This window comes from Bradyrhizobium sp. USDA 4506 (genome assembly GCF_054058795.1).
Genome location: NZ_JBSSBM010000002.1, coordinates 1,276,923 through 1,294,313 on the forward strand (window position 1 = coordinate 1,276,923; position 17,391 = coordinate 1,294,313).

Annotated in this window: 13 protein-coding genes; 8 read left to right on the plus strand and 5 right to left on the minus strand. The window is 66.6% G+C overall.

Annotated features, from left to right (window positions below):
• The 7 genes from ccmE to ACVIHF_RS08245 all read left to right on the plus strand — a co-directional run bounded on the left by ccmE (position 1) and on the right by ACVIHF_RS08245 (position 10,079).
• Positions 1–498 (plus strand): cytochrome c maturation protein CcmE, encoded by a 498-nt coding sequence (gene ccmE / locus ACVIHF_RS08215; protein ID WP_253609480.1) that lies wholly within the window; start codon positions 1–3, stop codon positions 496–498.
• Complete coding sequence (locus ACVIHF_RS08220; protein ID WP_253609479.1) at positions 495–2,477, plus strand: heme lyase CcmF/NrfE family subunit; 1,983 nt, start codon at positions 495–497, stop codon at positions 2,475–2,477. The genes ccmE and ACVIHF_RS08220 overlap by 4 nt, the downstream gene beginning before the upstream one ends.
• Positions 2,477–2,983, plus strand: a complete 507-nt coding sequence (locus ACVIHF_RS08225) for a cytochrome c-type biogenesis protein (protein WP_253609478.1) — start codon at positions 2,477–2,479, stop codon at positions 2,981–2,983. The genes ACVIHF_RS08220 and ACVIHF_RS08225 overlap by 1 nt, the downstream gene beginning before the upstream one ends.
• 171 nt (positions 2,984–3,154) lie before the next feature.
• Entirely contained in the window at positions 3,155–4,741 is a 1,587-nt protein-coding gene (locus tag ACVIHF_RS08230; RefSeq protein WP_057020253.1) for a Do family serine endopeptidase, read from the plus strand.
• Between the two features lie 265 nt (positions 4,742–5,006).
• Positions 5,007–5,687 (plus strand): response regulator transcription factor, encoded by a 681-nt coding sequence (locus ACVIHF_RS08235; protein ID WP_028331552.1) that lies wholly within the window; start codon positions 5,007–5,009, stop codon positions 5,685–5,687.
• Positions 5,671–7,125, plus strand: coding sequence for a sensor histidine kinase (locus ACVIHF_RS08240; RefSeq protein ID WP_253609477.1), 1,455 nt, complete (start codon positions 5,671–5,673; stop codon positions 7,123–7,125). Before ACVIHF_RS08235 ends, ACVIHF_RS08240 begins: the two co-directional genes overlap by 17 nt.
• Complete coding sequence (locus ACVIHF_RS08245; RefSeq protein ID WP_253609476.1) at positions 7,122–10,079, plus strand: bifunctional [glutamine synthetase] adenylyltransferase/[glutamine synthetase]-adenylyl-L-tyrosine phosphorylase; 2,958 nt, start codon at positions 7,122–7,124, stop codon at positions 10,077–10,079. The genes ACVIHF_RS08240 and ACVIHF_RS08245 overlap by 4 nt, the downstream gene beginning before the upstream one ends.
• A 143-nt stretch (positions 10,080–10,222) precedes the next feature.
• Here ACVIHF_RS08245 and ACVIHF_RS08250 read toward each other — a convergent pair whose 3' ends face one another.
• The 5 genes from ACVIHF_RS08250 to ACVIHF_RS08270 are packed head-to-tail and all read right to left on the minus strand — an operon-like array spanning position 10,223 to position 16,198.
• On the minus strand, positions 10,223–10,444 hold the full coding sequence (locus ACVIHF_RS08250) for a formate dehydrogenase subunit delta (protein WP_076833312.1): 222 nt from the start codon (positions 10,442–10,444) through the stop codon (positions 10,223–10,225).
• The gene (gene fdhD, locus ACVIHF_RS08255; protein ID WP_253609475.1) at positions 10,428–11,264 is read right to left on the minus strand and encodes a formate dehydrogenase accessory sulfurtransferase FdhD; all 837 of its coding nucleotides are present in this window, start codon (positions 11,262–11,264) and stop codon (positions 10,428–10,430) included. The genes ACVIHF_RS08250 and fdhD overlap by 17 nt, the downstream gene beginning before the upstream one ends.
• Before the next feature lie 2 nt (positions 11,265–11,266).
• Entirely contained in the window at positions 11,267–14,143 is a 2,877-nt protein-coding gene (gene fdhF / locus ACVIHF_RS08260) for a formate dehydrogenase subunit alpha (RefSeq protein ID WP_253609474.1), read from the minus strand.
• Between the two features lie 13 nt (positions 14,144–14,156).
• Positions 14,157–15,725 carry a formate dehydrogenase beta subunit gene (locus ACVIHF_RS08265; RefSeq protein ID WP_253609473.1) on the minus strand — a complete coding sequence of 523 codons (1,569 nt, stop codon included), beginning with the start codon at positions 15,723–15,725 and terminating at the stop codon, positions 14,157–14,159.
• Positions 15,722–16,198: a formate dehydrogenase subunit gamma gene (locus tag ACVIHF_RS08270; RefSeq protein ID WP_456791892.1), complete on the minus strand. Its 477-nt coding sequence runs from the start codon at positions 16,196–16,198 to the stop codon at positions 15,722–15,724. The genes ACVIHF_RS08265 and ACVIHF_RS08270 overlap by 4 nt, the downstream gene beginning before the upstream one ends.
• Positions 16,199–16,454: 256 nt before the next feature.
• Here ACVIHF_RS08270 and ACVIHF_RS08275 point away from each other — a divergent pair, with 256 nt between their 5' ends.
• On the plus strand, positions 16,455–17,351 hold the full coding sequence (locus ACVIHF_RS08275; protein WP_018270739.1) for a LysR family transcriptional regulator: 897 nt from the start codon (positions 16,455–16,457) through the stop codon (positions 17,349–17,351).
• The last annotated feature ends 40 nt before the right edge of the window (positions 17,352–17,391 follow it).

Consider the following 17,391-nt stretch of genomic DNA (forward strand, 5'->3'; position numbering starts at 1 on the left):
ATGACCAGGAAGCAACGGCGTTTGACACTGATCGGCTGCGCGCTCGTCGTGCTCGCGATCGCCGCGGGCCTGGTGCTGAACGCGCTGCGCGATTCCATCGTGTTCTTCTCGACGCCGTCGATGGTCGCCGAAAAGCATCTCGGTCCGGGCAAGCGTTTCCGGCTCGGCGGCCTGGTGGAGCAGGGCTCGCTCAAGCGCGGCGACAATCTCGCCGTAACCTTCACCGTCGGCGACGGCGGCGCGACGCTGCCGGTCGCCTACAAGGGCATCCTGCCGGATCTGTTCCGCGAGGGGCAGGGCGTGGTTGCCGAAGGCGCGCTCGACGCCAGCGGCGTGTTCCGCGCCGACACCGTGCTCGCCAAGCATGACGAGACCTACATGCCGAAGGACGTCGCCGACGCCTTGAAGAAGCAGGGCCACTGGAAGGACGATTACGGTGCCAAATCAGGCAATACGCCGAGTGCCTCCGCGGCGCCGACCCAGGGAGCCGTGCGGTGATTGCCGAAAGTGGACATTACGCCCTGGTGCTCGCGCTTGGGCTCGCGTTGATCCAGTCCATCGTGCCGATCGTCGGCGCGCGCTGGCGCGATGCGGCGCTGATGAACGTCGCGCGCTCGACCGCGCTCGCCCAATTGCTGTTCGTTGCGGCGTCGTTCGCGGCGCTGGTGACGCTGCACGTCACCTCGGATTTCTCGGTCGCCAATGTCTACGAGAATTCGCATTCGCTGAAGCCGCTGCTCTACAAGATCACCGGCGTGTGGGGAAACCATGAAGGATCGATGCTGCTGTGGGTGTCGATCCTGGCGCTGTTCGGCGGCCTCGTCGCTGCCTTCGGCAACAATCTGCCGCTGTCGCTGCGTGCGCATGTGCTGGCGGTGCAGGCCTGGGTCGCCAGCGCGTTCTATCTGTTCATCCTGATCACTTCGAACCCGTTCCTGCGCATCGCCAATCCGCCGCTGGAGGGACGCGACCTCAATCCGGTGCTGCAGGATATCGGCCTCGCGGTGCATCCGCCGATGCTCTATCTCGGTTATGTCGGCTTCTCGATCTCGTTCTCGTTCGCGGTGGCGGCGCTGCTCGAGGGACGGATCGACGCCGCCTGGGCGCGCTGGGTGCGGCCGTGGACGCTGATGGCGTGGATCTTCCTGACGCTCGGCATCGCCATGGGCTCCTACTGGGCCTATTACGAGCTCGGCTGGGGCGGCTGGTGGTTCTGGGATCCGGTCGAGAACGCCTCGCTGATGCCCTGGCTTGCCGGCACCGCGCTGTTGCATTCGGCGCTGGTGATGGAGAAGCGCAATGCGCTGAAGGTCTGGACCGTCCTGCTGTCGATCCTGACCTTCTCGCTGTCGCTGCTCGGCACCTTCCTGGTGCGCTCCGGCGTGCTGACCTCGGTCCATGCCTTCGCGACCGATCCGACACGCGGCGTGTTCATCCTGCTGATCCTGTTCGTCTTCATCGGCGGCAGCCTGTCGCTATACGCCTGGCGCGCGCCGGCGCTGAAGCAGGGCGGGCTGTTCGCACCGATCTCGCGCGAAGGCGCGCTGGTGCTCAACAATCTGCTGCTCACCACCGCCTGCGCGACCGTGTTCATCGGCACGCTGTATCCGCTGGCGCTCGAGGTGCTCACCGGTGAAAAGATCTCGGTCGGCGCGCCGTTCTTCAATTTCACCTTCGCGCCGCTGTTCGTGCCGTTGTTGCTCGCGGTGCCGTTCGGGCCGCTGCTGGCCTGGAAGCGCGGCGATCTGCTCGGCGCAGCGCAGCGGCTGATGGTGGCCGGCATCGTCGCGCTGGTTGCGATGGCGCTGGTGTTGGCGTGGACCTATGGCGGCGCGACCTTGGCGCCGCTCGCGATCGGGCTGGCGGTGTTCGTGATCATGGGCGCGGTGTGCGATCTCGCCGAGCGCATCGCGCTGTTCCGGATTCCGTTGTCGCTCTCGCTGCGCCGCGCGCGCGGCTTGCCGCGCGCGACCTGGGGGACTGCGTTTGCGCATGCCGGTCTCGGCGTCGCGCTGATCGGGATCGTCTGCGAGACCACCTGGAACAGCGAATATATCGGCGCGATGAAGCCGGACGACGTCGCTCGCGTCGCCGGCTACCAGTTGCGGCTCGACGGCCTGAACCCGCGGCAGGGTCCGAATTTCCGCGAGATGGTCGCGCAATTCACCGTGACGCGTGACGGCGAGAAGGTCAGCGTGATGACGCCGTCGAAGCGCAACTTCACGACGCGCGGCGCCTCGACGACCGAGGCCGCGCTGATGACGCGCGGCGCAAGCCAGCTCTACATCTCGCTCGGCGATACCTCGGCCGACGGCGCGATCGCGGTGCGGATCTATCACAAGCCGCTGGTGCTGATGATCTGGTGGGGACCGGTGCTGATGGCGTTCGGCGGCATGCTGTCGCTGTCCGACCGCCGCTTGCGGGTCGGTGCGCCGAAGCCGGCGAAAGCGGCGCGCGCATTGCAGGCGGCCGAGTGATGCGGTCGCGCGCGCTTGCAGCCGCCGTGCTTGCGACGGCCCTGATGCTCGGGGCGATGCCCGCCCGGGCGGTGCTGCCCGACGAGGTCATGGCGGATCCGGCCAAGGAGGCGAGGGCGCGCGAGCTCTCCAAAGAGCTGCGCTGCATGGTCTGCCAGAACCAGTCGATCGACGATTCGGAGGCGCCGCTGGCGCGCGATCTCCGTCTTTTGGTGCGTGAACGCATCTCGGCCGGCGACAGCGACGGCCAGGTGATCGATTTCCTGGTGGCGCGCTACGGCGAATTCGTGCTGCTGAAGCCGCGCCTCAACGAGCACACGCTGCTGCTGTGGCTGACCCCGCCGCTGGCGTTGCTGCTGGGCGGCTTTGCGCTCTGGCGCCTCGGCCGGCGCAAGGCAAATCCGGCCGCGGGCGGGGGCGATTCCGCCGCCGGACTGACGTCCGACGAGCAGGCGCGCTTGGAACGGCTGCTGGCGGCGGAATCCGCGCCGAACAAGCCGCTTTAGTTCCCTTTTAAGTCCTTTATTTACCTGCGCTATTCTGCCGCAGCGGCGGCCGCCTCGATTACAAAAGTTTAATTCCGCAGCCAGCGCGCCGTAAGGCTGATGACCCCATGTTCAGACCCATCAGGTGCTCGCCCCCGGCACCAATGATTCTGGCCCTGGAGATTTCAAGACATGACCGACCGTCCCGACCTCTCGACCCTTCCGTCCTACAAGGCGCCGAAGCGCTCGCTGTTCTCTGCCCGCAAACTCGCGCTGATGGCGTCGGTCGTGGCCGGCCTCGGTGCCGCCACCTACGGCTTCAGCCCCTCGCACAACCCCGCCGACCTGTTCACGACGCCCGCGCATGCGCAGGTCAATAACGAGGTCAAGAAGGTTCAGCAGCCGGTCGGGTTTGCCGACATCGTCGAGCGCGTGAAGCCGTCGGTGATCTCGGTCAAGGTCAACATTCGCGAGAAGGTCGCGAAGGATGACAGCAACAACAATGACGATTCGCCGTTCCAGCCGGGTTCGCCGATGGAGCGCTTCTTCCGCCGCTTCGGCGGTCCGGATGGCTTGCCCCCGGGCCTGCGCGGTGGACCGCGCGGCGGTGGCGTGGTGACGGGCCAGGGTTCCGGCTTCTTCATCTCGGCTGACGGCTTTGCCGTGACCAACAATCACGTCGTCGACGGCGCCGACAAGGTCGAAGTCACCACCGACGACGGCAAGACCTATTCCGCCAAGGTGATCGGCACCGATCCGCGCACCGACCTCGCGCTGATCAAGGTCGAGGGCGGCTCCAACTTCCAGTTTGCCAAGCTTTCCGAAACCAAGCCGCGCATCGGCGACTGGGTGCTGGCGGTCGGCAATCCGTTCGGCCTCGGCGGCACCGTGACCGCCGGCATCGTCTCGGCCTCCGGCCGCGACATCGGCAACGGCCCGTATGACGATTTCATCCAGATCGATGCGCCCGTGAATAAGGGCAATTCGGGTGGCCCGGCGTTCGACGTGTCCGGTGAGGTGATGGGCGTCAACACGGCGATCTACTCGCCGTCCGGCGGCAGCGTCGGCATCGCGTTCTCGATCCCGGCCCAGACCGTCAAGAGCGTCGTCGCCCAGCTGAAGGACAAGGGCGCGGTCAGCCGTGGCTGGATCGGCGTCCAGATCCAGCCGGTGACCTCCGACATCGCTGACAGCCTCGGCATGAAGAAGGCCGAAGGCGCGCTGGTTGCCGAACCGCAGGCCAACGGCCCCGCGGCCAAGGCCGGCATCGAGTCCGGTGACGTCATCACCGCCGTCAACGGCGAGCCGGTGAAGGATGCGCGCGAGCTCGCCCGCACCATCGGTGGCCTCGCGCCCGGTAACGCCGTGAAGCTGAACGTGCTGCACAAGGGTCAGGACAAGACCGTCAACCTCACGCTCGGCCAGCTGCCGAACAACCTGGAAGCCAAGGCTGACACCGACAAGAGCGACAAGGGCAATTCGTCCCGCGGCACCGACGTGCCGAAGCTCGGCCTCACCGTCGCGCCCGCCAACAGCGTGGCCGGCGCCGGCAAGGATGGCGTGGTCGTGACCGAAGTCGATCCCAAGAGTGCCGCCGCTGAGCGGGGCTTCAAGGAAGGCGACGTGATCCTCGAGGTCGCCGGCAAGTCCGTCGGCACCGCCGGTGAAGTGCGGGACGCGATCACCGCGGCGCGCAATGACAGCAAGAACAGCGTTCTCATGCGCGTGAAGAGCGGCGGTTCGTCGCGCTTTGTGGCAGTGCCGCTGGCGAAGGGATAACTATCTATGAGTTGGAAGGCGTCGCCGGCATCAGTCGCCCCCGCCGACGGCGCTTTCCGGGGGGCGGGCCCCTTGCTCGCTCCCTACGTTGCCTTTCGATGGAATATGCCCCCCTCTGTCGGAAGGTCTCAGGGCGGTGAGGTCCCCCAGCTTCACCGCCCACTTTTTTCAAGCAATCGAGAATATGCGCGGTCGTCTTGCATGTGCAGGCCGGCCGCGTCATGCTGACAGAGGGCCAATTCCCGTGACCGCAATCGCTCCGCAAATGCGCATCCTGATCATCGAAGACGACCGTGAGTCAGCCGACTATCTGGTCAAGGCATTCCGCGAAGTCGGCTATATCGCCGATCTCGCCTCCGATGGCGAGGAAGGGCTGTCGATGGCCGAGTCCGGCGACTACGACGTGCTGGTTGTGGATCGCATGCTGCCGAAGCGTGACGGCCTGTCGCTGATCGGCAGCCTGCGCGACAAGGGCAACCGGACGCCGGTACTCATCCTCTCGGCGCTCGGCCAGGTCGATGACCGCATCAAGGGCCTGCGCGCCGGCGGCGACGACTACCTGCCGAAACCCTATTCCTTCGCCGAGCTGCTCGCGCGCGTCGAGGTGCTGTCGCGGCGCAATGTCGGCCCGGCCGAGGAGACGACCTACCGGGTCGGCGACCTCGAGCTCGATCGGCTGTCCCATCGCGTCGCCCGCGGCAAGGACGAGCTTACCTTGCAGCCGCGCGAGTTCCGCCTGCTCGAATATCTCATGAAGCATGCCGGGCAGGTGGTGACGCGCACCATGCTGCTCGAGAATGTCTGGGATTATCATTTCGATCCGCAGACCAACGTCATCGACGTTCACATCTCGCGGCTGCGCTCCAAGATCGACAAGGGTTTTGAGCGGCCGCTGCTGCATACCATCCGCGGCGCGGGGTATATGATCCGTGACGGCATTCGGTAAACTGATCCGGACCACGGCGTTTCGGCTGACGCTGGTCTACCTGTTCCTGTTCGCGCTGTTCGCCGCCTCGCTGCTGGCTTACTTCGCATGGAACACGCGGCGGCTGATCACCGAGCAGATCACGACGACGGTCAATGTCGAGATCAGCGAGATCACCGATATCTACAACCGCCGCGGCCTGCGCGGCCTGCTGGGCACCATGGGCAATCGTGCGCTGCGGCCTGGCGCCAACCTCTATCTGGTGACGGCGCCGAACGGGCAGATGCTTGCCGGCAATGTCGGCGCGCTGGCGCCGGGCGTGATGAGCACGCAGGGCTGGACCGAGACCGCCTATCGCCGGCTCGACGACCAGGACAAGACCGATCACCGCGCGCTGGTGCGGGTCACCCAGATGGACAACGGCTTCCGCCTGCTGGTCGGGCGCGACCTCGAGGAACGGCGGCGGCTGTTCGGCATCGTCGCCAAGGCCGCGCAATGGTCGATCCTCGTCGTCGTCGTGCTCGGCATCGGCGGCGGTATCTTCGTCGCCCGCCGCGTGCTGCACCGGATCGACGCCATGACCGGAACCACCAAGCGCATCATGGCGGGCGATCTGTCCGGCCGGCTCCCGGTCGGCCGCAGCGGCGACGAGCTCGATCGCCTGGCGGAAAATCTCAATGCCATGCTCGAGCGCATCGAGGCGCTGATGACGGGGCTGAAGGAGGTCTCCGACAACATCGCCCATGACCTCAAGACGCCGCTGACACGGCTGCGCAACCGCGCCGAGGAGGCGCTGGCGCGGTCGGGCTGCGAGGCCGACTATCGCGCGGCGCTGGAGCGGACCATCGAGGAATCCGACGGGCTGATCCGCACCTTCAACGCCCTGTTGATGATTGCGCGTGCCGAGTCCGGCCAGGCGCGCGGCAACATGGACGATTTCGACGGTGCCGATGTCGCCAACGGCATCCACGAACTGTACGAGCCGCTGGCCGAGGACGACGGCATGACGCTGCAGGTGAAGACCGTACCGGCGCCGATTCACGGCAACCGCGAATTGATCAGCCAGGCCGTCGCCAACCTGGTCGAGAATGCCATCAAATACGGCAAGCCCGACGTCAGCGTGCAGCCGCTCAATGCGGATGCGCGGGAGATCCTGATCGAGGCGCGGCGCGAGGGCGACCAGGTCCTGCTCAGCGTCACCGACCACGGTCCGGGCATTCCCGAGGCCGACCGCAAGCACGCGGTCGAGCGCTTCGTCCGGCTCGAGGCGAGCCGGACCTTACCCGGTTCCGGTCTCGGCCTCAGCTTGGCCTCGGCGGTCGCCACGCTTCATGGCGGCGAGCTCAGGCTCGGCGATGCCCATCCGGGGCTGGTCGCCACCCTGGTGCTGCCCGCGCGGGCGGGCGGCAGTGACAGGCTTGCGGCTCAAACGCAGGATGTGCCACAGAAGGCGGCATGAATGCCGCCGCGCCGGGAAACGCGGATCGACATGGTCTGGCCGCGCGGTTCGCGGACGGACCGCGTGTCGCCGCGCCCACATCCGCCGATCAGCGCCTGACCGACTGGTTCGCCGAGCTCGAGCCGGCGCAATTGGCCGCGCTCAATGCGCTGCTTGAACATCCGTTCGCACGCGACATCCTGCGCGGCATCGCCGAGTTCTCGCCCTACCTGTTCGAGCTCGCGCGTGCCGACGCCGCGCGGCTGATCCGGATCCTGTCATGCGACCCGGAGTCGCATCTGGCCAACCTGATCGAGACGACGTCGCGCGAGGTGCTCGCCGCCGGCAGCGAGGCCGACGTGATGGTTCTGCTTCGCCGCATGAAGGCGGAGGCCGCGCTGATGATCGCGCTGTGCGACATCGGCGGCGTCTGGCCGGTGATGCGGGTGACGGCGGCGCTGACCGACATCGCGGTGAATTCGGTGCAATCGGCGCTGCGATATCTGTTCCGGCAGGAAGTGGCCCGCGGCCGGATGACCGCGGCCGATCCCGATCACCCCGAAGCAGGTTCGGGCCTGATCGTGCTCGCGATGGGCAAGATGGGGGCCGGCGAGCTGAACTATTCCAGCGACATCGACCTGATCGTGTTCTTCGATCGCGCGGCCACCTCGCTCGCCGAGGACATTGAGCCGCAGCCGTTCTTCGTGCGCGTCACCCAGGCGATGGCGCGGATGCTGCAGCAGCGCTCGGGCGACGGCTATGTGTTCCGGGTCGATCTCAGGCTGCGTCCGGACCCGGCCTCGACCCAGGTCGCGATCTCGACCGACGCGGCGTTGCATTATTACGAACGCGAGGGACGCACCTGGGAGCGTGCTGCGATGATCAAGGCGCGGCCCTGCGCCGGCGATCCCAAGGCCGGCGAGGCGCTGATCGCCGAGCTCGCGCCCTTTGTCTGGCGCAAGCATCTGGATTTTGCCGCGCTTGCCGATGTCCACGACATGAAGCGGCAGATGCAGACCTATCGCGGCCAGAGCGAGATCTCGGTCGAGGGCCATAACGTCAAGGTCGGCCGCGGCGGCATCCGCGAGATCGAGTTCTTCGCCCAGACCCAGCAGCTGATCGCTGGCGGCCGCCATCCGGAGTTGCGGGTGCGGCCGACGCTGGAGGCGCTCAACGTGCTCGCCAACAGCAACTGGATCACCTTTGAAGCGCGCGACGAATTGACGACGGCCTATGAATTCCTGCGCCGGGTCGAGCACCGGCTGCAGATGATCGCCGACGAGCAGACCCATTCGCTGCCCGAAGCGCCTGAGGATGTCGAGCGCTTTGCGCATTTCTTCGGCTACGAAAATCGCGAGGCCTTCGCCAGAGACCTGCTCGGCCAGCTCAAGATCGTGCAGAACCACTATGGCAAGCTGTTCGAGGGCGACGATCCGACCGGCACCGCAAAGCTGCCGGATATCGACTACGGCGCCGGACCTGAGGACGCCCGCCTCATCGAACATCTCGCCAATCTCGGCTTCAAGAAGCCCATTGCGGTTGCCGGCACCGTGCAGCAATGGATCGAGGGCGACTATCGCGCGCTGCGCGTCGAGGCGACGCGCGCCGCGTTCCTGGAATTCATTCCCGGCCTGATCGACGGCCTCGCGCATGCCGAGGAGCCTGACGATGCGGTGGCGGCGTTTGACCGTTTCCTCGGCGCGCTGCAGCGGGGCGGGCGGCTGATCTCGCTGCTCAGCCAGAACCGCGATTTCGTCGCGCTGGTGGCGCTGATCCTCGGCGCGGCACCGCGGCTCGGCGACATGCTGGCGCGGCAGCCGCAGATCATGGACGGCCTGGTTGATCCGCGCTTCTTCGGCGCGATGCCGGACAAGAAGGAACTGTCGGAGCGGCTCGCCGCCACGCTGCAGGATGCCTCGTCCTACGAGGATTTTCTCGATCGTCTGAGATTGTTCGGCCAGGAGAGCCTGTTCCTGATCGGCACGCGGATCCTGTCCGGCACGGTATCGGCGCAGCACGCCAGCACCGCCTTTGCCGATGTGGCCGAGGGGATCGTCCACACCGTGCACGGCCTCGTCACCGACCAGTTCGCCGCGCAATATGGCCGGATCAAGGGGCAGGAGACCGCGATCATCGCGATGGGCCGGCTCGGCAGCCGCGAGATGACGGCGTCCTCCGACCTCGATTTGATCCTGCTGTACGATTTCGATAGCGAGGCGCCGGACTCCGACGGCGAGCGCTCGCTGCATGGCGCGCAGTATTTTGCCCGCTTCACCCAGCGCCTGATCAGCGCCTTCACGACCCGGACCAATTACGGCGTGCTCTATGAGGTCGACATGCGGCTGCGCCCGTCGGGGCGCGCCGGCCCGGTCGCCTCGCGGATCGATTCATTCTCCGACTACCAGGAGCGCGAGGCCTGGACCTGGGAGCACATGGCGCTGACGCGCGCCCGCGTGATCTCGTCGTCGCCGGAATTCCGCGAGAAGATCGAGACGATCATCCGCAGCGTGCTGACCCGGCCGCGCGATGCGGCGTCGACCGCGGCCGACGTCGCCGACATGCGGCGCGCGATCGCGCTGGAGAAGGGCGAGGACGACGTCTGGGATCTCAAGCTCGCCGCCGGCGGGCTCGTCGACATCGATTTCATCGCGCAATATCTCCAGCTCGCGCATGCCGCGGCGAAGCCGGAAATCCTCAGTGTCTCGACGCTGCAGGTGCTCGACAATGCCGCCAAGCTCGGCCTGCTCGGCCAGTCCGAGGCCGAGATCCTGCGCTCCGCGGCGCGGCTCTATCATGACCTGACGCAGATCCTGCGGCTCTGCGTCACCGGCAAGTTCAATCCGGAGAGCGCGGGCGAAGACCTACTGCGCGTGATGGCGCGGGCCGGGGACACGCCGGATTTCTCCGCACTGGAGGCCCGCCTGCGCGAGACCCAGAGCGAGGTGCGCCGCGTCTTCAACGCGATCGTGGGGTAGGGGAAGCTACGATCTCAATCCCGTCATCCTGAGGAGCGCGTAGCGCGTCTCGAAGGATGCACGGCCACAGTCGGGCCGTCGACCCTTCGAGACGCCGCTATGCGGCTCCTCAGGGTGACGGTGATAGAGCAGGGCGCGGCTGCCTACGCCTGCTGCTTCAGCTTCTGCAAGGCATCGCGGACGTCGGGATCGAGGCCGGTGCCGCCGGCGTCGAGATGGGCGAAGATCTGCTTGCGCATCCGCGGATCCCAGAACTTCCAGATGTGCTCGGAAATGCCCTGCACGGCACGCTCGCGCCCCTGGCTCTGGAAGAATTTTCCGATCTGGTTCGCCATATAGACCAGTTTGTCAGGCGACGACGACATAAGCGGGCTCCTTGCCGGCCATCGCGCCTGTGACGCGTTCCGGATGCGTAAAGATTTCAAATCCATCGGCGCGAGCGATCGCGGCGAGCGTGATGCCGGCGGCATCCGCCATCCGCACCGCAAGCGCGGTCGGCGCCGACACCGCAGCGATCAGCGGCGCGCCGATCGCGGCGGTCTTCTGCACCATTTCGACCGAAACGCGGCTGGTGAGCAGCACCATGCCTTCGCCGGCCATGACCTTGTCGCGGGCCAGCGCGCCGGCGAGCTTGTCGAGCGCATTGTGGCGGCCGACATCCTCGCGCAGCGCCACGACGCCGCGCGCGCCCGTCCAGAACGCCGCGGCGTGCACGGCGCGGGTCTGGTGGTTGATCTCCTGCAGCGGCGCCACCGCCGCCATCGCCGCCATGATCTCGCGCGGCGAGAAGGCGCGGCCCGCGCGTACCACCGCGGCCGGCCGGACCGCCTCGCTGATGGAATCGAGCCCGCACAGGCCGCAGCCGGTCGGTCCGGCGATGTTGCGCCGTCGCTCGGCGATCCGCTCGGCCCTGTCGGGCCTGAGCCACATCCGAAGCTCGATGCCGTCATCGAGCTCGACGATGTCGAGGGTCTCGATCTCGTCGGCCGCTTGCACGATGCCTTCGCTCAGGCTGAAGCCCACGGCGAAGTCGCCGAGGTCCTCGGGCGAGCCCATCATCACGGCGTAGGTGCCGCCATTATAGGTCAGCGCGAGCGGCGTCTCCTCCGGGATCAGGCGCGCGCCGTCGCTGAAGACGCCGTCACGCCAGACTTTCCGCCTTGATTGGTGGACGGGCTCGCGCATCGTTACTCCGCGGCTTCCACCACCGGCGCAATGCGGCGGGAGTGCCGTGCCTGCTCGTCATAGGCCTTCTGCCAGTCGGACGGACCGTTCGACGGCGAGATCTGCACGGCGGTGACCTTGTACTCGGGACAGTTGGTGGCCCAGTCGGAGAAGTCGGTCGTGATGACGTTGGCCTGGGTGTCAGGGTGGTGGAACGTGGTGTAGACAACGCCCGGCGCCACGCGGTCGGTGATCTCGGCGCGCAGCGTGGTCTCGCCGGCGCGGCTCGCCAGCCGCACCCAGTCGCCGTCGCGCACGCCGCGCTGCTCGGCGTCGTGCGGATGGATCTCCAGCCGGTCCTCGGCGTGCCACACCACGTTCTCGGTGCGGCGGGTCTGTGCGCCGACATTGTACTGGCTGAGGATGCGGCCGGTGGTGAGCAGCAGCGGGTAGCGCGGGCCGGTGCGTTCGTCGGTCGCGATGTATTCGGTGAGGATGAACTTGCCCTTGCCGCGCACGAAGCCGCCGATATGCATCACCGGGGTGCCTTCCGGCGCCTTTTCGTTGCAGGGCCACTGCACCGAGCCGAGCTCGTCGAGCCTGGCATAGGAGACGCCCGCGAAGGTCGGCGTCAGCGCGGCGATCTCGTCCATGATCTCGGATGGATGGGTGTAGTTCATCTCGAAGCCCATCGCCTTGCCGAGCATGATCGTCACTTCCCAGTCGGCGTAGCCGTTGAGCGGCGTCATCACCTTGCGGACGCGCTGGATGCGGCGTTCGGCATTGGTGAAGGTGCCGTCCTTCTCGAGGAAGGTCGAGCCGGGCAGGAAGACATGGGCGTAGTTCGCGGTCTCGTTCAGGAAGAGATCGTGGACGATGACGCATTCCATCGCCGACAGCGCCGCCACCACATGCTTGGTGTTGGGGTCGGACTGCAGGATGTCCTCGCCCTGCACGTAGAGGCCCATGAAGCTGCCTTCGATGGCGGCGTCGAACATGTTCGGGATGCGCAGGCCCGGCTCGTTGTTGAGCTTGACGTTCCACATCGCCTCGAACTGCTCGCGCACCGCATCGCCGGCGATGTGGCGGTAGCCCGGCAGCTCGTGCGGGAACGAGCCCATGTCGCAGGAGCCCTGCACGTTGTTCTGGCCGCGCAGCGGATTCACGCCGACGCCGGGCCGGCCGATGTTGCCGGTCGCCATCGCGAGGTTGGCGATCGCGATCACCGTGGTCGAGCCCTGGCTGTGCTCGGTGACGCCGAGCCCGTAATAGATGGCGCCGTTGCCGCCGGTGGCATAGATTCGGGCCGCCTCGCGCAGCACCTTCGGATCGACGCCGGTCATGATCGCGGTGGCTTCCGGGCTGTGCTTGGAATCGGCGACGAAAGCCGCCCAGTCCTGGAACTCGCTCCAGTCGCAGCGCTCGCGCACGAAGGCCTCATCGACGAGCCCTTCGGTGACGATGACATGGGCGAGCGCGGTGAGCACGGCGACGTTGGTGCCGGGCATCAGCGGCAGATGCAGCGCCTTCACGTGCGGCGATTCCACCATCTCGGTGCGGCGCGGATCGATCACGATCAGCCTGGCGCCCTGGCGCAGCCGCTTCTTCAGCCGCGAGGCGAACACCGGATGGGCGGAAGCCGGATTGGCGCCGATGATCAGCACGACGTCGGTGTCCTCCACCGAGTCGAAATCCTGCGTGCCGGCCGAAGTCCCGAAGGTTTGCGACAGGCCGTAGCCGGTCGGCGAATGGCAGACGCGGGCGCAGGTGTCGACATTGTTGTTGCCGAAGCCAGCGCGGATCAGCTTCTGCACCAGATAGGTTTCTTCATTGGTGCAGCGTGACGAGGTGATGCCGCCGACCGCGTCGCGGCCGTATTTCTGCTGGATGCCCTTGAACTTCGCGGCGGCGAAATTCAGCGCATCGTCCCACGACACTTCCTGCCAGGGATCCTCGATCCGCTCGCGGATCATCGGCTTCAGGATGCGCTCCTTGTGGGTGGTGTAACCCCAGGCGAAGCGGCCCTTGACGCAGGAATGGCCGCGATTGGCCTTGCCGTCCTTCCACGGCACCATGCGTACCACTTCCTCGCCGCGCATCTCGGCCTTGAAGGCGCAGCCGACGCCGCAATAGGCACAGGTGGTGATGACCGAGTGTTCGGGCTGGCCGATCTCGATCACGGATTTCTCGGTCAGCGTCGCGGTCGGGCAGGCCTGCACGCAGGCGCCGCAGGACACGCATTCGGAGCCGAGGAAGCTCTCGTTCATGCCGGGCGAGACGCGGCTGTCGAAGCCGCGGCCGGAGATCGTCAGCGCGAAGGTGCCTTGCACTTCCTCGCAGGCGCGGACGCAGCGCGAGCAGACGATGCACTTCGAGGGATCGTAGGTGAAGTACGGATTGGACTCGTCCTTCGGCATCCAGTTGTCGTTTTCGCAGCCGTGCGATTTGGCGAAGACGTGGTTCTCACCTTCATAGCCGTAGCGCACGTCGCGCAGGCCGACCGCGCCCGCCATGTCCTGCAATTCGCAGTCGCCGTTCGCGGCGCAGGTCAGGCAGTCCAGCGGGTGGTCGGAGATGTAGAGCTCCATCACGCCCTTGCGCAGCTTCTTCAGCCGCTCGCTCTGGGTGTGCACGACGAGGCCGGGCATGACCGGCGTCGTGCAGGAGGCCGGCGTGCCGGCGCGGCCCTCGATCTCGACGAGGCAGAGCCGGCAGGAGCCGAAGGCGTCGACCATGTCGGTCGCGCAGAGCTTTGGAATCTGGGTGCCGGCTTCCATCGCCGCGCGCATGATCGAGGTGCCCTCGGGCACCGTGATCTGATTGCCGTCGATGGTCAGCGTGACCATCGTCTCGGATTTGGATTTGGGCGTGCCGAAATCGGTTTCCTGGATCAGCGACATCGTGATTTCCTTGCTATTCCGCGGCCTGCAACCGGGCCGGTGCGGGACCTAGATCTCCGCCGAAATCTTCCCGGAAGTGTTTCAGTGCGCTCATCACGGGGTAGGGCGTGAAGCCGCCGAGTGCGCACAGCGAGCCGAATTTCATGGTGTTGCAGAGGTCTTCGACAACAGCGAGGTTTTCCGCGACGCGCTCGCCATTGATGATCTTGTTGATGGTCTCGACGCCGCGGGTCGAGCCGATACGGCACGGCGTGCACTTGCCGCAGGATTCGACGGCGCAGAATTCCATCGCAAAGCGGGCCTGCTTCGCCATGTCGACGCTGTCGTCGAACACCACGATCCCGCCATGGCCGATCAGGCCGTCGCGCGCAGCGAACGCTTCATAGTCGAACGGCGTGTCGAACAGCGCGCGCGGGAAGTAGGCCCCGAGCGGGCCGCCGACTTGAACCGCGCGCACCTCGCGCCCGGTGAAGGTGCCGCCGCCGATCTCGTCGACGAGTTCGCCGAGCGTGACGCCGAAGGCGGTCTCGAACAGCCCGCCATATTTGATGTTGCCGGCGAGCTGGATCGGCATCGTTCCGCGCGAGCGGCCCATGCCGAAATCGGCGTAGGCCTTGGCGCCGTTGTCGAGGATGAAGGGAATCGCCGCGAACGACAGCACGTTGTTGATCACACTCGGGCGGCCGAACAGGCCCTTATGCGCCGGCAGCGGCGGCTTGGCCCGCACGATGCCGCGGCGGCCCTCGAGGCTTTCCAGCAACGAGGTCTCTTCGCCGCAGACATAGGCGCCGGCGCCGACGCGCACCTCGAGATCGAACTCATGGGCGGAGCCGCCGATGCGCTTGCCGAGCAAGCCGGCGCGGCGGGCGGCCACGATCGCCGCATTCATCGCTTCGACCGCGTGCGGATATTCCGAGCGGATGTAGATGTAGCCCTTGGTGGCGCCTACCGTGATACCTGCGATCGTCATGCCTTCGATCACGACGAAGGGGTCGCCTTCCATGATCATGCGGTCGGCGAAGGTGCCGCTGTCGCCTTCGTCGGCGTTGCAGACGATGTATTTGCGGTCGGCGCTGGCCTGCGCCACGGTCTTCCACTTGATGCCGGTGGGGAAGCCGGCGCCGCCGCGGCCGCGCAGACCGGACGTGGTGACGTCGGCGAGGATCTGGTCGGAGGTCAGCGTCAGCGCCCGCTCCAGGCCCTTGTAGCCGCCATGGGCGCGGTAGTCGTCGACCGAGCGCGGATCGATCACGCCGCAGCGGGCGAAGGTCAGCCGGGTCTGGCGCTTCAGCCAGGGAATCTCATCCGTGACACCAAGCCGCAGCGCATGCTGACCGTTGCCGGCCATCGCGTCGAGCAAGGATGGAACGTCCGCCGGCGTCGTCGGGCCGAACGCGACGCGGCCCTGGGCGGTCGCCAGTTCGACCAGCGGCTCCAGCCAGTACAGCCCGCGCGAACCGGTCCTGACGATCTCGATCGGCATGCCGCGCGCTGCTGCGGCCTGCTCGAACGCGAGGGCGACGTCGTCGGCGCCGACGGCAACCGCGCCGGCATCGCGAGGAATGAAGATCCGCATTGTCATCGCTGTGCCTCCGCGACCAGCGCGTCGATCCGCGCTTCATCGAGCCGGCCGACCACGCGGCCATCCAGCATCGCCGAGGGCGCGGTGGCGCACAGCCCGAGGCAGTAGATCGGCTCCAGCGTCACGCGGTCATCCGCCGTGGCATTGCCGAGGGCAACGCCGAGCTTGGCTTCCGCGCGCGCCGCCAGCGCATCGCCGCCGGCGGCCTGGCAGGCCTCGGCGCGGCACAGCTTGAGGACGTGGCGGCCCGCAGGTTGCTTCCGGAAATCATGGTAGAAGGTGAAGACGCCGTGCACCTCGGCGCGCGACAGGTTGAGCGCCTCCGCGACCATCGGGATCGCCGGCTCGGGCACGTAGCCGAAGGCTTCCTGCAGCGCGTGCAGGATCACCAGCGTGGCGCCTTCGAGCCCGGCGTGCTCGGCGATGATTTCAGCGCCGCGCGCCTTGTCCCAAGGTTCGTATCCCACCGTCATCAGCGCTTCTCACGATCAGTTTTTTGCTTCGCACATGAGAGTTGGAATCCTTCGAAACATCAATAAAGCTGTCTCATGCGGCGATTGCGAAACGCGATTAATAGCGTCGCCGAATGGATCGATGCGGGATCGTAATAATGTTCTGGAATCACGCACTTCCGGGGCGCTTTGGATTTCGGGATCGCACCCCGATCGTGCTACCTATGGACGTGTTGGGCTGCCGCTTGGGGCGCCGTTTTCCGAAGGGATTTGAACCTTGATCGACAAGCTGGAACTTCTGCTGGCGCTGGCCAAGGAACGGCACTTTGGCCGGGCTGCGGAGGCGTGCGGCGTCACCCAGCCGACGATGTCGACCAGTCTCAAGCAGCTCGAGGAAATCCTCGGCGTCATGCTGGTGCAGCGCGGATCCCGCTTCCAGGGCTTCACGCCCGAAGGGGAGCGCACGCTGGACTGGGCGCGGCGCATCGTCGGCGATGCGCGCGCGATGAAGCAGGAGATCAACAGCCTCAAGGACAAGCTGTCGGGCGAGATCCGGATCGCGGCGATCCCGACCGCGCTCGGCATGGTGGCCTCGCTGACCACGCCGTTCCGGGCGCGCCATCCCGACGTGCGGTTCCGCATCCAGTCGTGCACGTCGGCCGATGTGCTCGGTCTGCTCGAGAATCTCGAGGTCGATGCCGGGCTGACCTATATCGAGAACGAGCCGATCGGCAAGGTCCGCACCATCCCGCTCTATAACGAGAGCTATCGCTTGCTGACGGCGCCGGATGCGATGTTCGGCGACCGCAAGCAGGTGACGTGGAAGGAAGTCGGCACCGTGCCGCTCTGTCTGCTCACGCCCGACATGCAGAACCGCCGCATCATCGATCGCGCGCTGACCTCGGTCGGCGCGGAGGCGACGCCGACGCTGACGTCGAACTCACTGCTCGTGCTCTACACCCACGTGAAGACCGGCCGCTGGGCCAGCGTGATGCCGGCCAAGCTCGCCGAGACGCTCGGCCTTGCGGATGCCGTGCGCAGCATTCCGATCGTCGATCCGGTCGTGGACTACAGCATTGGCCTCGTGATCCCGCAGCGCGATCCGATGACGCCGTTGATCGCAGCCCTAGTGCAGGTCGCACGCGAGGTCGCGCCGACGCTCGAGAGCGCGTAGCTCCCGGCATTCTCTCGCAGCCTTTTCGCCACGGTTCCGG